The organism is Massilia sp. BKSP1R2A-1, assembly GCF_050586525.1.
GTDB lineage: Bacteria > Pseudomonadota > Gammaproteobacteria > Burkholderiales > Burkholderiaceae_D > Telluria.
In genome coordinates, this window is record NZ_JBOBRE010000017.1 from 83,640 (window position 1) to 96,395 (window position 12,756).

Here is a 12,756-nt window from a genome sequence, read left to right on the forward strand (position 1 = left end):
TAGGGTGGTCGGCTCTGCCGACCGCGCGTCCAACTCCGGCTCGATCAGAGCTACCTCAGTTCATATTCGGTTTGAACGCGCGTGCGGCGAATCGTGACCCAGTCCACTGGACTGGATCACCCCTACATCCCAGGGAGCTGCACGTAGCCGAAGCGGCGCTGCAGGGCTTCCGTCACCAGGCGTTCCACGCGCAGGCGCCGCTCGCCCAGTACCAGAGACAGTTCTTCCGCATCGTCTTCGAGACAGGCCAGGATCGCCTCGATCGACGCCGGCCGCCCCTCGAGCTCCATGCGCGCCAGCACCTGCGCCGCGTCGCGGTCGTCCAGCTGGGCGACCACCTCTCCCGATTGCAGCACCACGGCGCCGGCTTCGGTCATGAACACGGCTTCGATCTCGGGCATCGGCTGCCCGGTATGCAGCACGAAGCCCTGGGCCGGATCGGTGCGGGCGATGAAGGGCGTCGCCTCGAGGTTGACGTAGACCCGCTGCGGCCCGTTCTGGAAATACCAGTTGCCCTTGCCGTCGTGGCCGTAGTTACGGTTGATGAAGCCGACCAGGGTCGGGTTCGTCAGCTTGTCCCCCGGCCCGTTGGCGCGCTGGGCCGCTTCGTCGCGCATGCGCCAGTTGCCGCGCGCATCCAGCGCCAGCCAGCCGTAGCAGTGGGGTACGTTCGGCCACTTGGCCATTGCCTGTTTTACGATGTCGTCCATGGTCTCAAGCTTCGCAGGGTTCGGTGGCGGCCGCGCTTGCCGCACGCGGACCGGCATGGGTGTCGAAAAAATGCAGGATGCGCCGCGGCAGCCAGTCGATCCGCCCGGGGAAGGGACCGGCGGGGAAGCCGACATGGCCGCCTTCCTCAGGATACTCCAGCGTCACGGCTTTGGATGCGTTCTCCGGTAAATGGCGGCCCGGCAGGAAGGGATCGTTGCGGGCGTTCAGCACCAGGGTCGGCACGGTGATGGCGTCCAGCACGTGGCGGGCGCTCGCGCGGTGCCAGTAGTCGTCGGTGTCCTTGTAGCCGTGCAGCGGCGCGGTCACCACGTTATCAAACGCGTAGAGGTCGCGCGCCTGCAGCAGGGCGGCGCGGTCGAACAGACCCGGATAGCGCTCCAGCTTCGCCAGGCACTTGGGCTTGAGCGTCTGCAGGAACATGCGGGTGTACAGCATGTTCAGGCCCGAAGACAGCGCTTCGCCGCCGCGCGCCAGGTCGAGCGGGGCGGAGATGGCGCAGGCCGCTTCGACGAAATCGGCGCCGTGGCCGGATTCGCCGAGCCAGCGCAGCAGCGCGTTGCCGCCCAGGGAGACGCCGGCCACGTACAGGGGACCGGGAGCGCGGGCATGCAGCTTGCGCACGATCCAGTCGACTTCCACCGCATCGCCGGAGTGATAGAAGCGGGGCGTCAGGTTGGCTTCGCCGGAGCAGCCGCGAAAATGCGGCACCGCGCCGGACCAGCCGCGCGCCTGCAGCGCCGCCATCAGGCTGCGTGCGTAATGGCTGTTCGAGGATCCTTCGAGGCCGTGGAACAGCACCACCAGCGGCTGGCCAGGCTGGCCGTCGACGAAGTCGACGTCGATGAAATCGCCGTCGCCCGTCGGCCAGCGCTCGCGCCGATAGGCGACCGGGGGCTTGGCGACGCAAGTCGCCGGATAGATGGTCTGGAGGTGGCCGCCGGGTAGCCAGGCGGGCGCGCGGTAAAGCATGGTGGGACGCCGGGTACCGGGAGGGCGCGGCAGGGAGCCGCGCCGGATGCGATCAGTGGTGCTTGAGCTCGACGCCCGGGGCCAGGCGGTACTGGGTGCCGCAGTAGGGGCACTTGGCGTCGCCGTGGTGATCGAAATCGAGGAAGACGCGCGGGTGCGAGGACCACAGCGGCATTGCCGGATTCGGGCAGTGTGCCGGCAGGTCTTTGGCCTCGAGTTCCACCACGGGCATCGTGTTTTGGGTCATCTGGTTCTCCGTCAAGCGTAGTTTAGGCAAAGACAGGATTCTACCGGATTCACCATGCATGCTGAAATGATCGGTAGAATAGCGAACTGATCACAATCCAGCCCGGGTGCGCACTATGTCTTCCTGCAGAGCCCCGGGGGCGCTCTACGAACACCTTCACATGCGTTTCATGCCCGACCGTTTCAAGCCCGTCGCCGCATCCGCCCCTTCGGGCCGTTGCAGGAAAGCCACATGAACGGGGCCGTGCCGCCAGGTCGGCACCTTCCCGATACGGTCGACGTCCATGACCCCGAGGCCTGGCGTGAAGGCTTCAAGACCGGCCTGCCGAGCCTGTTCGGCATCGGCGCATGGGGCCTGGTGGTCGGCATCGCCATGGTCAAGACGGGATTGACGGTCTGGCAGGCGGTCGGCATGACCCTGCTGGTCTTCGCGGGATCCGCCCAGCTCGCATCACTCCCCCTGATCGCGGCCGCCGCGCCGGTCTGGGTGATCTTCGCCACCGCCCTGGTCGTCAACCTGCGTTTCGTCATCTTCTCCGCCCTGCTCGGGCCCCACTTCGCCCACCTGCCGTGGAAGCAGCGCTTCCTGCTTGGCTATATTTCGGGCGACCTGACCGTGGCCCTGTTCCTGCAGCGCTATCCGACCGTGGAGCGTGTCGCCGGCAAGCTCTCCTACCTGAAGGGCCTGATGTATCCGAACTGGTTCGCCTGGCAGGCGGGATCGCTGGTCGGCATCTTCCTGGGCAGCGCCATTCCGACCGAATGGGGGCTGGGCTTCGCCGGCACCCTGGCGATCCTGTGCATCATGGTCCCCCTGATCGTCAACAACGCCGCCCTGTGCGGGGTGGTGGTGGCTCTCGTGATCTCGGTGCTGGCCTATGGCCTGCCGTACAAGCTCGGCCTGCTGCTTGCCGTCGTGGTCGGCATGGTCACCTCCATGTTCGTCGAAGAGACCCTGGCCAAGCGAAAGGCGGGCAATGTCTGACTGGGAGATCTGGCTCACCATCGGCGTCCTGTGCGTGGCGACCGCCGCCACCCGCAGTTCCTTCTGGCTGATCGGCCACCGCGTCACCATCCCGCCGCGGGTGCAGGAGATGCTGCGCTATGCGCCGGCCTGTGCGCTGGCGGCCATCATCGGGCCGGACCTGCTGATCGATCCACAGGGGCAGGTGCAGCTGACCATCGCGAATCCGAAGCTCATCGCGGCCATCGCCGCCTTCGCCTTTTACCTCTGGCGGCGCAGCATGCTGATGACCATTATCTTCGGCATGGTTGTCTTTACACTGTTGCGTGTACTTCACGTTTTTGCGTAGCCTCGCTAATGTACAATGACGTTTTTTCACTATTACACTGTTGACTAGCCAATGGACGACGTTCTCAGTTTCACCCGCCTGCAAGATTTGATCGACCGTGACGCGCTGAAGGATAAGCGCGTGTTCATCCGTGCCGACCTGAACGTGCCGCAGGATGACGCTGGCAATATCACCGAAGACACCCGTGTCCGCGCCTCCGTGCCGGCCATCCAGGCCGCCCTGAAAGCCGGCGCCGCCGTGATGGTCACCTCGCACCTTGGCCGTCCGACCGAGGGCGAATTCAAGCCGGAAGACAGCCTGGCGCCGGTCGCCAAGCGCCTGTCCGAACTGCTCGGCCAGCCGGTCGAACTGAAGCAGAACTGGGTCGATGGCGTCGACGTCGCGCCGGGCCAGGTCGTGCTGCTGGAGAATTGCCGCGTCAACAAGGGTGAAAAGAAGAATTCGGACGAGCTGGCCGAGAAGATGGCCAAGCTGTGCGACGTCTACGTCAACGACGCCTTCGGCACCGCCCACCGCGCCGAAGCCACCACCCACGGCATCGCGAAATTCGCACCGGTGGCCGTGGCAGGCCCGCTGCTCGCGGCCGAACTGGACGCCCTGGGCAAGGCCCTGGGCCAGCCGAACCGTCCGCTGCTGGCCATCGTGGCCGGCTCGAAAGTGTCGAGCAAGCTGACCATCCTGCAGAGCCTGGCCGGCAAGGTGGACAACCTGGTGGTCGGCGGCGGCATCGCCAACACCTTCATGAAGGCCGTCGGCCTGAACATCGGCAAGTCGCTGGTCGAAAACGACCTGGTCGGCGAAGCCAAGCAGATCATCGACATGATGGTCGCCCGCGGCGCCCAGGTGCCGATTCCGGTGGACGTGGTCTGCGCCAAGGAGTTCAGCCCGACCGCCGCTGCGACCGTCAAGGATGTGAAAGACGTGGCGGACGACGACATGATCCTCGACATCGGTCCGAAGACCGCCGCCATGCTGGCCGAGCAGGTCGCCAAGGCCGGCACCATCGTCTGGAACGGCCCGGTCGGCGTGTTCGAGTTCGACCAGTTCGCCGAGGGCACCAGGACCCTGGCCATGGCCATCGCCGATTCCAAGGGCTTCTCGATCGCCGGCGGCGGCGACACCCTGGCGGCGATCGCCAAGTACGATATCGGCGAGCGCATCGGCTACATCTCGACCGGCGGCGGCGCCTTCCTCGAGTTCCTGGAAGGGAAGACCCTGCCGGCAGTCGAGATTCTGCTCCAGCGTAACGACAAATAAGAAGTGAACACAGCGCAGCTTTGAAAGCTGCGCTTCTCTTTTCAAGATCAAGGATTCCCGACACATGCAAGCTGCGCGCCCCCTGTACAACGCCACCAAGATCGTCGCCACCATCGGCCCGGCATCGACCGACTTCGACATTCTCGTGAAAATGATCCGTGCCGGCGTCGACGTCGTGCGCCTGAACTTCTCGCACGGCAAGGCACAGGACCACATCGACCGCGCCGCCCTGGTGCGCCGCGCGGCCGCCGAATGCGGCGTCGAAGTGGCGATCATGGCCGACATGCAGGGTCCGAAGATCCGCGTCGGCAAGTTCGAAGAGGGCAAGATCTTCCTGAACAATGGGGACAAGTTCATCCTGGATGCGCGCTGGGGCGACAATGGCGAGCTGGGCAACCAGGAACGCGTCGGCCTCGACTACAAGGCCCTGCCGCGCGACGTCAAGCCGGGCGACAAGCTGCTGCTCAACGACGGCCTGATCGTGCTGATCGTCGACAAGGTCGTGGGCCAGGAAATCTGTACCACCGTCAAGGTCGGCGGCGAGCTGTCGAACAACAAGGGCATCAACCGCCAGGGCGGCGGCCTGACCGCGCCGGCCCTGACCTCGAAGGACATGGAAGACATCAAGACTGCGATGAGCTTCCAGGCCGACTACCTGGCGATTTCCTTCCCGAAGAACGCCACCGACATGGAAATGGCGCGCCAGCTGGCCAATATCGCCGGCGAGCCCTACGGCCACAAGCCGATGATGATCGCCAAGATCGAGCGCGCCGAAGCGATCCCCGTGCTGCAGGAGATCCTGGACGCGTCGGACGGCATCATGGTGGCCCGCGGCGACCTGGCGGTCGAAGTGGGCAATGCGGCCGTGCCGGCGCTGCAGAAGCGCATGATCCAGATGGCGCGCGCTTCCAACAAGCTGGCCATCACCGCGACCCAGATGATGGAGTCGATGATCGTCAACGCCGTGCCGACCCGCGCCGAAGTGTCGGACGTGGCGAACGCCGTGCTGGACGGCACCGACGCCGTGATGACCTCGGCGGAAACCGCATCGGGCAAGTACCCGGTCGAAACCGTCGAAATGATGGCCGCCATCTGCCTCGAGGCGGAACAATCCGAATACAACAAGCGTGACGCAGATTTCCTGAACGTCCAGTTCACCCGCATCGACCAGTCGATCGCCAACGCCACCCTGTTTACGGCCCACCACCTGAAGGTGAAGGCGATCGTGGCGCTGACCGAATCGGGCTCGACCGCACTGTGGATGAGCCGCCACTCGATCGACACCCCGATCTTCGCCCTGACCCCGCTCCAGACGACGCAGCGCAAGGCGTCGCTGTACCGGAACGTGCGAGCATTCCACCTCCTGCAGGAAGGTGGCAGCCACGCGGTACTGCGCAAGGCCGAGGAAGTGCTGATCAACGAAGGCATGGTGCGCAAGGGCGACCTGATCGTGGTCACCTGGGGTTCACCGATGGGCCAGGCCGGCGGCACCAATGCGCTCAAGATCGTGCGCGTGGGCGAGCTGGACGAAATAGTTTCTTAATTGTTTGGAGTAATCAACCATGGCACTCGTATCGATGCGTCAATTGCTGGACCACGCCGCTGAACACGGCTACGGCCTGCCGGCATTTAACGTCAACAACCTGGAGCAGGTGCAGGCCATCATGGCCGCCGCCGACGCGGTCAATGCGCCGGTGATCATGCAAGCCTCGGCCGGCGCCCGCAAGTACGCAGGCGAAGCCTTCCTGCGCCACCTGATCGACGCCGCCGTCGAAGCCTACCCGCACATCCCGGTCGTCATGCACCAGGACCACGGCCAGTCGCCGGCGGTCTGCATGGCCGCGATCCGTTCGGGCTTCACCTCGGTGATGATGGACGGTTCGCTGGAAGCCGACGGCAAGAGCGTGGCTTCGTATGAATACAACGTCGAAGTGTCGAAAGAGGTCGTGAAGTTCGCGCACTCGATCGGCGTGACGGTCGAAGCCGAACTCGGCGTGCTCGGTTCGCTGGAAACCATGAAGGGCGACAAGGAAGACGGCCACGGCGCCGATCGCACCATGACCCGCGAAGAGCTGCTGACCGACGTGGCCCAGGCCGCCGACTTCGTCGCGAAAACCCAGTGCGACGCCTTGGCTATCGCTATCGGGACCTCGCACGGCGCCTACAAGTTCACCCGCAAGCCGACCGGCGACATCCTCGCCATCGACCGCATCAAGGAAATCCACCAGCGCATCCCGAACACCCACCTGGTGATGCACGGCTCGTCCTCGGTGCCGCAGGAACTGCTGGCCATCATCCGCGAATTCGGCGGCGACATGAAAGAGACCTACGGCGTGCCGGTCGAAGAGATCCAGGAAGGCATCAAGCACGGCGTCCGCAAGATCAATATCGACACCGACATCCGCCTGGCCATGACCGCTGCGATCCGCAAGTACATGTTCCAGAACCCGTCGAAGTTCGACCCGCGCGACTACCTGAAGCCGGCCCGCGAAGCCGCGATGGAAGTCTGCAAGGCGCGCTACCTGTCCTTCGGCTGCGAGGGCATGGCGGCGAAGATCAAGCCGATCCCGCTCGACAAGATGGCCGAGCGCTACAAGGCGGGCGAACTGGCCCAGATCGTGCAGTAAGCACCGCCGCCGCATCGCGCCGCCGCTGCTCCTGCGGCGGCGCGATGCGAGTTGACGTAAAATGTCGCATTTGGTCCAGGCCATCCCCGGCCTGGACTGCTCCACCGGAGGCCTTCTCCGGCTCTGTTTCCCTGATACCCCTTCTATGAACAGCCTCTACAAATCCACCATCAAGTCCCTGCCACTGCTCGGTCACGGCAAGGTGCGCGACAACTACGCTGTCGGCGACGACAAGATCCTGATCGTCACCACCGACCGCCTGTCGGCCTTCGACGTGGTCATGAACGAGCCGATTCCCGGCAAGGGCATGGTGCTGAACCAGATGAGCGACTTCTGGTTCGAGAAGCTCGGCCACATCGTGCCGAACCACCTGACCGGCGTGGCGCCGGAATCGGTCGTCGCGCCGGATGAAGTGGAGCAGGTGCGCGGCCGCGCCGTCGTGGCCAAGCGCCTCAAGCCCATCCTGGTGGAAGCCGTCGTGCGCGGCTACATCATCGGTTCGGGCTGGAAGGATTACCAGGAAAGCGGCGCCATCTGCGGCATCAAGCTGCCGGAAGGGCTGCGCCAGGCAGACAAGCTGCCGCAGCCGCTGTTCACCCCGGCCGCCAAGGCCGACATCGGCGAGCACGACGAGAACATCTCCTTCGACGAGATGGAGCAGCGCATCGGCAAGGAACTGGCCGCCAAGATGCGCGACATCAGCATCCAGCTCTATACAACCGCCGCCGAATACGCTGCGACGAAGGGCATCATCATCGCCGACACCAAGTTCGAATTCGGCCTGGACGACAATGGCGTGCTGCACCTGATGGACGAAGTCCTGACCGCCGACTCCTCGCGCTTCTGGCCGGCCGATTCCTACGCGCCGGGCATGTCGCCGCCGTCGTTCGACAAGCAGTTCGTGCGCGACTACCTGGAAACCCTGACCGACTGGGGCAAGACCGCCCCGGCCCCGGCCCTGCCGCAAGACGTCATCGAAAAGACCCAGGCCAAGTATTTCGAAGCCATCGAACGCCTGACCGGCGAGAAGCTGAAGGCCTGAATCCGATGACCGATCAAGCAAAACCAGTCGTTGGCGTCATCATGGGTTCCTCGTCCGACTGGGACGTGATGAAGAATGCCGTCGATGTGCTGAAACAGTTCGGCGTGCCTTTCGAGGCGCAGGTGATCTCGGCCCACCGCATGCCGGACGAGATGTTTACCTACGCCGAGACCGCCCGTAGCCGCGGCCTGCGCGCCATCATCGCCGGGGCAGGGGGCGCCGCCCACCTGCCGGGCATGGTCGCCGCGAAAACCATCGTGCCGGTGCTCGGCGTGCCGGTGCCGTCGAAGTACCTGCGCGGCGAGGATTCGCTGCTGTCGATCGTGCAGATGCCCAAGGGCGTGCCGGTGTCGACCTTCGCCATCGGCGAAGCCGGCGCCGCCAATGCGGCCCTGACCGCAGTCGCAATCCTGGCTGCGACGGACGAGCTGCTTGCCGAGAAGCTGCTGGCCTTCCGCCTCGAGCAGACCGCGGCCGCCCAGGCCATGACCCTTCCCGTTTGAAGCATGACTAAAGCATTTCTCCCGACCGCCACGCCGTCTGCCGTCCTCGGCGTGATGGGCGGCGGCCAGCTGGGCCGCATGTTCGCCCACGCCGCCCAGGCCATGGGCTACCAGGTGGCCGTGCTCGAGCCGAGCCAGGTCAGCCCGGCAGGCCAGGTCGCCGAGCGCCTGATCTCCAGGGCCTATACCGACCCGGAAGGCCTGGCCGAACTGGCGCAGCAATGCGTGGCCATCACCACCGAATTCGAAAACGTCCCGGCCGACAGCATGGCCTGGCTGGGCGAGCGCACCTTTGTCGCGCCCGCGGCGTCCTGCGTGTCGATCGCCCAGGACCGCATCGCGGAAAAACGCTTCTTCGTGGAGTGCGCGCCGACCTCCGGCGTGATGCCGGCCCCGCACAAGACCATCGCCTCGCACGCCGACATCGACGCCATCGCCGATGACCTGCTGCCGGGTATCCTCAAGACGGTCCGCATGGGTTACGACGGCAAGGGCCAGGTGCGCGTGCGCAGCCGCGAGGACGTGCGCGCGGCTTTTGACGCAATGAACGGCGTGACCTGCCTGCTGGAGAAGATGCTGCCGCTGGCCTACGAAGTGTCGGTGTTGACCGCGCGTGGCGCCGACGGCGTGTCGGTGGTCTATCCGATCGCCGAGAACGTGCACCGCGACGGCATCCTGTTCACGACCACGGTTCCGGGCCCAAACGTGTCCGCCGCCTGCGCGAAGCAGGCCCAGGATGCGGCGCGCGCCATCGTCGCCCAGCTGGGCTATGTGGGCGTGCTGTGCATCGAGTTCTTCGTGCTGCAGGATGGCACGCTCGTCGTCAACGAGATGGCCCCGCGTCCGCACAACAGCGGCCACTACACCATCGACGCCTGCGTGACGAGCCAGTTCGCGCAGCAGGTGCGTGCGATGGCGCGCCTGCCGCTGGGCGACGTGCGCCAGCATTCGCCGGCCGTCATGCTGAACATCCTCGGCGACGTGTGGTTCGAGGGAGATAGCGAAGGTGGGGAAACTGCGGCACGCGAACCCGCCTGGGACCGCGTGCTGGCGCTGCCGGGCGCCAACCTGCACCTGTACGGCAAGGACGACCCGCGCCGCGCGCGCAAGATGGGCCACATCACCTTCGTCGCGCCGACGCTGGCCGAAGCGGAAGCCAGCCTGCGCGAAGCCTGCGCCATCCTGGGGATCGCAGCGTGATGGAGCAGCTGGACCAGGTGGCGATCGACGCCGCCGCACGCGCGCTGGAATCCGGCGCGCTGGTCGCCTTCCCGACCGAGACCGTCTACGGCCTGGGCGCCGATGCCGAGAACCCGCAGGCGGTGGCGGCCATCTATGCCGCCAAGGGCCGCCCGCAGGACCACCCGGTGATCGTGCACCTGGCTCCCGATGCGCCGCTCGACTACTGGGCCACGGATATTCCGCGTGAAGCCCAGGCGCTGGCCGAAGCCTTCTGGCCCGGCCCGCTGACCATGATCCTCAAGCGCGCCCCGAACATCCCGGACGCCGTCAGCGGCGGCCAGGACACGGTCGGCCTGCGCTGCCCCTCGCACCCGGTGGCGATCGCCCTGCTGCGCGCCTTCAAGGGCGGCAAGGGCGGCGTCGCGGCGCCGTCGGCCAACAAGTTCGGCGCCGTCAGTCCGACCCTGGCCCAGCACGTGCGCGACGAATTCGATGCCGATGGCAGCGTGGCCATGGTCCTCGACGGCGGCGCCTCCCAGGTCGGCATCGAATCGACCATCGTCGACCTGTCGCGCCTGGCCACGCATGGCCCGGTGCTGCTGCGCCCGGGCCACATCAGCGCCGAGGCGATCGCCGCCGTCATCGACCAGCTGCCCAGCGCCCCCGATGCGGCGGCCCCGCGCGCCTCCGGCACGCTCGAATCGCATTACGCGCCGCACACACCGGTGGCGATGCAGGACAGTGCCCAGCTGCGCCAGACCTTATCCGAGCTCGCCGCGGCGGGCCGCAAGGTCGCGCTGATCCACTACTCCCACATGCCGCCGACCCACGCCGCGCAGCTGCTGCCGGCCACTCCTGACGGCTTCGCCCACGCCCTCTACGCGGCGCTGCGCGCCATGGACGGCCAGGGCGCCGACGTGATCCTGGTCGAGGCACCCCCGCAGGGCGGCGACTGGCTGGGCGTCAACGACCGCCTGCGCCGCGCCGCACATGGCTCGACCGGCATCGTGCACGGCCTGCTCAACGGCCACATCGACCCAACGACCTGAACGTCAGCACCTTGGTGTCAGGTCTGACATTCAGACACGAGCTCAACCGTTGCAGCACCTTGGTGTCAGGTCTGACATTCGGACACGAACTCAACCGTTGCAAGTGATTACTGTCGAGGCCGTGTCCGTTTGTCAGACCTGACACCCCGGTGTCGCAGTGTCGTGCCGAGCCTGGCGCCTGAGTCGTTGCATTTCGCAGAACGCCCGTCTTTACGGGCTGTCTGCGAAATTCCCATTACAAATTTCCGCTACTGCCGGGCTCGTGCGCGGCGCTATAATCGCTTCCCCCGAAGCATTGATCGCTTGTCAGCGAAAACTGACGTCACGGCAACTGTTTCGCTATACAAGCAAGTTGAACACTGGCATATTATTGAGATACGAATAGCACGGCCGTTCGTTTCAGAACAAACCTACTTTAGGAGACACAATGCGTCATACCAAACTCGCGCTCGCCATGTTGACGGCGGCCGTGCTGGCTGCTTGCGGCGGTACCAGCCCAAGCGGCGGCGACCAAACGCAGAAACTGACTTTCACCCAGCAAGTTTCCTTCGGCGATAGCCTGTCCGACGTCGGCACCTACGCGGTCGGCGCGGTCAAGCAGGCCGGCGGCGGCAAGTTCACCATCAACGGCGACGGCACCGCGAAGAATCCTGAACTGAACGGCAAGATCTGGGTCGAGTTCCTGGCCGCCGAACTGAAACTGCCGGCGCCGTGCGCCGCTCAGACCGGCCTGATCGGCAATGCCGCGCAAGGCTTCTCGGTCCCGATCGTCCAGAACCTCACCTGCTTCAACTACGCCCAGGGCGGTTCGCGCGTGACCAACCCGGTCGGCCCGGGCAACCCGGCCACCGGCTCGCCGATCGGCGAAACCACCGTGCCGCTGGTGACCCAGGTCGCCAACCACCTGGCCCGCAGCGGCAACAAGTTCAGCGGCACCGAACTGGTCACCGTGCTGTCCGGCGGTAACGACGTCCTGATGCAGCTGAGCACCCTGTCGGCCCAGGCGACCGCCGCCGGCAACACCGCCGGCGCGCAGACCTTCGCCACCTCGCTGACCATGCAGCTGGCCGCCGGCGCGACCAACCCGCAGACCGCCGCCCAGGCGATCGGCGCGGCCATCGCCACCGAGAGCGCGCGTCCGGGCAACACCAGCCAGACCATCGTCGCCGCAGCCGTGGGCGCCGCCGCCCGCCAGCCGGGCAACGCCGCCGTGGCGCAAGCATCCGTGTACGGCCCGATGGTGACCAAGGCCCAGGCCGACGCAACCGCCGCCGGCGCCAAGGCCGGCGCCGACTACGCGGCCGCCAACGGTCCGAAGCTGGTCCAGGAACTGGGCGCCGCCGGCGCGCAGATGGCTGCACTGGTCAAGAACGAGATCCTGGCCAAGGGCGCCAAGTACGTGATCGTCGCCAACCTGCCGGACGTCGCCAGCACCCCGGCCGGCAAATCGAAGACGGCCGATATCCAGGCCCTCATCACCGCGATGATCAACGCCTTCAACACCCAGCTGAAGGGCGGCCTGGGCGGCGAAGACCCGCGCGTCCTGTACGTCGACCTGTACGCCGTCAGCAACGACCAGGTGAAGAATCCCGGCCCGTACGGCCTGACCAACGTGACTACCCCGGCATGCGGCCCGAACGCGCTGGGCACCACGTCCCTGATCTGCACCAACGCCAACACGGTGGCCGGTGACGTCAGCCACTACATGTTCGCCGACGACATCCACCCGACGCCGTTCGAGAACAACCTGATCGCACGCCTCGTCCTCAAGGAGATGGCGGTCAAGGGCTGGCTGTAAGAGTGCCACGGCCCGCCCCCGGGGCGGGCCCACATAAC

Annotated in this window: 13 protein-coding genes; 10 read left to right on the forward strand and 3 right to left on the reverse strand. The window is 66.0% G+C overall.

What is annotated here, in order from left to right; translation table 11 throughout:
* Window positions 1-122 precede the first annotated feature (122 nt).
* From ACQ7JA_RS22105 to ACQ7JA_RS22115, 3 genes are read right to left on the reverse strand one after another with little or no spacing between them, the layout of a single operon-like run.
* On the reverse strand, window positions 123-710 hold the full coding sequence (locus ACQ7JA_RS22105) for a DUF2946 family protein (RefSeq protein WP_430901769.1): 588 nt from the start codon (window positions 708-710) through the stop codon (window positions 123-125).
* 4 nt (window positions 711-714) lie between these two features.
* On the reverse strand, window positions 715-1,701 hold the full coding sequence (locus ACQ7JA_RS22110) for a YheT family hydrolase (protein WP_430901771.1): 987 nt from the start codon (window positions 1,699-1,701) through the stop codon (window positions 715-717).
* A 52-nt stretch (window positions 1,702-1,753) separates the two neighbouring features.
* Window positions 1,754-1,948, reverse strand: a complete 195-nt coding sequence (locus tag ACQ7JA_RS22115) for a zinc-finger domain-containing protein (protein ID WP_159700734.1) — start codon at window positions 1,946-1,948, stop codon at window positions 1,754-1,756.
* A 231-nt stretch (window positions 1,949-2,179) separates the two neighbouring features.
* On the opposite strand from ACQ7JA_RS22115, the gene ACQ7JA_RS22120 reads away from it, so the two are divergent.
* From ACQ7JA_RS22120 to ACQ7JA_RS22165, 10 genes are all read left to right on the forward strand, one after another.
* Window positions 2,180-2,932 carry an AzlC family ABC transporter permease gene (locus ACQ7JA_RS22120; protein ID WP_430901773.1) on the forward strand — a complete coding sequence of 251 codons (753 nt, stop codon included), beginning with the start codon at window positions 2,180-2,182 and terminating at the stop codon, window positions 2,930-2,932.
* Window positions 2,925-3,260 carry an AzlD domain-containing protein gene (locus ACQ7JA_RS22125; protein ID WP_430901775.1) on the forward strand — a complete coding sequence of 112 codons (336 nt, stop codon included), beginning with the start codon at window positions 2,925-2,927 and terminating at the stop codon, window positions 3,258-3,260. Before ACQ7JA_RS22120 ends, ACQ7JA_RS22125 begins: the two co-directional genes overlap by 8 nt.
* 51 nt (window positions 3,261-3,311) lie before the next feature.
* The gene (locus ACQ7JA_RS22130; RefSeq protein WP_430901777.1) at window positions 3,312-4,517 is read left to right on the forward strand and encodes a phosphoglycerate kinase; all 1,206 of its coding nucleotides are present in this window, start codon (window positions 3,312-3,314) and stop codon (window positions 4,515-4,517) included.
* An 82-nt stretch (window positions 4,518-4,599) separates the two neighbouring features.
* Window positions 4,600-6,060: a pyruvate kinase gene (gene pyk, locus ACQ7JA_RS22135; RefSeq protein WP_430901836.1), complete on the forward strand. Its 1,461-nt coding sequence runs from the start codon at window positions 4,600-4,602 to the stop codon at window positions 6,058-6,060.
* A 19-nt stretch (window positions 6,061-6,079) separates the two neighbouring features.
* Complete coding sequence (gene fba, locus ACQ7JA_RS22140) at window positions 6,080-7,144, forward strand: class II fructose-bisphosphate aldolase (RefSeq protein ID WP_430901779.1); 1,065 nt, start codon at window positions 6,080-6,082, stop codon at window positions 7,142-7,144.
* A gap of 145 nt (window positions 7,145-7,289) precedes the next feature.
* A complete protein-coding gene (locus tag ACQ7JA_RS22145; RefSeq protein WP_430901781.1) occupies window positions 7,290-8,186 on the forward strand; it encodes a phosphoribosylaminoimidazolesuccinocarboxamide synthase in 897 nt (298 codons plus the stop codon).
* A gap of 5 nt (window positions 8,187-8,191) precedes the next feature.
* The gene (gene purE, locus ACQ7JA_RS22150; RefSeq protein ID WP_430901783.1) at window positions 8,192-8,689 is read left to right on the forward strand and encodes a 5-(carboxyamino)imidazole ribonucleotide mutase; all 498 of its coding nucleotides are present in this window, start codon (window positions 8,192-8,194) and stop codon (window positions 8,687-8,689) included.
* Between the two features lie 3 nt (window positions 8,690-8,692).
* The gene (locus ACQ7JA_RS22155) at window positions 8,693-9,889 is read left to right on the forward strand and encodes a 5-(carboxyamino)imidazole ribonucleotide synthase (protein WP_430901785.1); all 1,197 of its coding nucleotides are present in this window, start codon (window positions 8,693-8,695) and stop codon (window positions 9,887-9,889) included.
* Window positions 9,889-10,920 (forward strand): L-threonylcarbamoyladenylate synthase, encoded by a 1,032-nt coding sequence (locus ACQ7JA_RS22160; protein ID WP_430901838.1) that lies wholly within the window; start codon window positions 9,889-9,891, stop codon window positions 10,918-10,920. Before ACQ7JA_RS22155 ends, ACQ7JA_RS22160 begins: the two co-directional genes overlap by 1 nt.
* A gap of 427 nt (window positions 10,921-11,347) precedes the next feature.
* On the forward strand, window positions 11,348-12,718 hold the full coding sequence (locus ACQ7JA_RS22165) for an SGNH/GDSL hydrolase family protein (protein ID WP_430901787.1): 1,371 nt from the start codon (window positions 11,348-11,350) through the stop codon (window positions 12,716-12,718).
* Window positions 12,719-12,756: the final 38 nt, after the last annotated feature.

Excerpts from the sequence above, each read along its gene's own strand:
- ACQ7JA_RS22105 (WP_430901769.1), bottom strand. The coding sequence starts at position 710 with ATGGACGACATCGTAAAACAGGCAATGGCCAAGTGGCCGAACGTACCC.
- ACQ7JA_RS22110 (WP_430901771.1), bottom strand. The coding sequence starts at position 1,701 with ATGCTTTACCGCGCGCCCGCCTGGCTACCCGGCGGCCACCTCCAGACC.
- ACQ7JA_RS22115 (WP_159700734.1), bottom strand. The coding sequence starts at position 1,948 with ATGACCCAAAACACGATGCCCGTGGTGGAACTCGAGGCCAAAGACCTG.
- ACQ7JA_RS22120 (WP_430901773.1), top strand. The coding sequence starts at position 2,180 with ATGAACGGGGCCGTGCCGCCAGGTCGGCACCTTCCCGATACGGTCGAC.
- ACQ7JA_RS22125 (WP_430901775.1), top strand. The coding sequence starts at position 2,925 with ATGTCTGACTGGGAGATCTGGCTCACCATCGGCGTCCTGTGCGTGGCG.
- ACQ7JA_RS22130 (WP_430901777.1), top strand. The coding sequence starts at position 3,312 with ATGGACGACGTTCTCAGTTTCACCCGCCTGCAAGATTTGATCGACCGT.
- fba (WP_430901779.1), top strand. The coding sequence starts at position 6,080 with ATGGCACTCGTATCGATGCGTCAATTGCTGGACCACGCCGCTGAACAC.
- ACQ7JA_RS22145 (WP_430901781.1), top strand. The coding sequence starts at position 7,290 with ATGAACAGCCTCTACAAATCCACCATCAAGTCCCTGCCACTGCTCGGT.
- purE (WP_430901783.1), top strand. The coding sequence starts at position 8,192 with ATGACCGATCAAGCAAAACCAGTCGTTGGCGTCATCATGGGTTCCTCG.
- ACQ7JA_RS22155 (WP_430901785.1), top strand. The coding sequence starts at position 8,693 with ATGACTAAAGCATTTCTCCCGACCGCCACGCCGTCTGCCGTCCTCGGC.
- ACQ7JA_RS22160 (WP_430901838.1), top strand. The coding sequence starts at position 9,889 with ATGGAGCAGCTGGACCAGGTGGCGATCGACGCCGCCGCACGCGCGCTG.
- ACQ7JA_RS22165 (WP_430901787.1), top strand. The coding sequence starts at position 11,348 with ATGCGTCATACCAAACTCGCGCTCGCCATGTTGACGGCGGCCGTGCTG.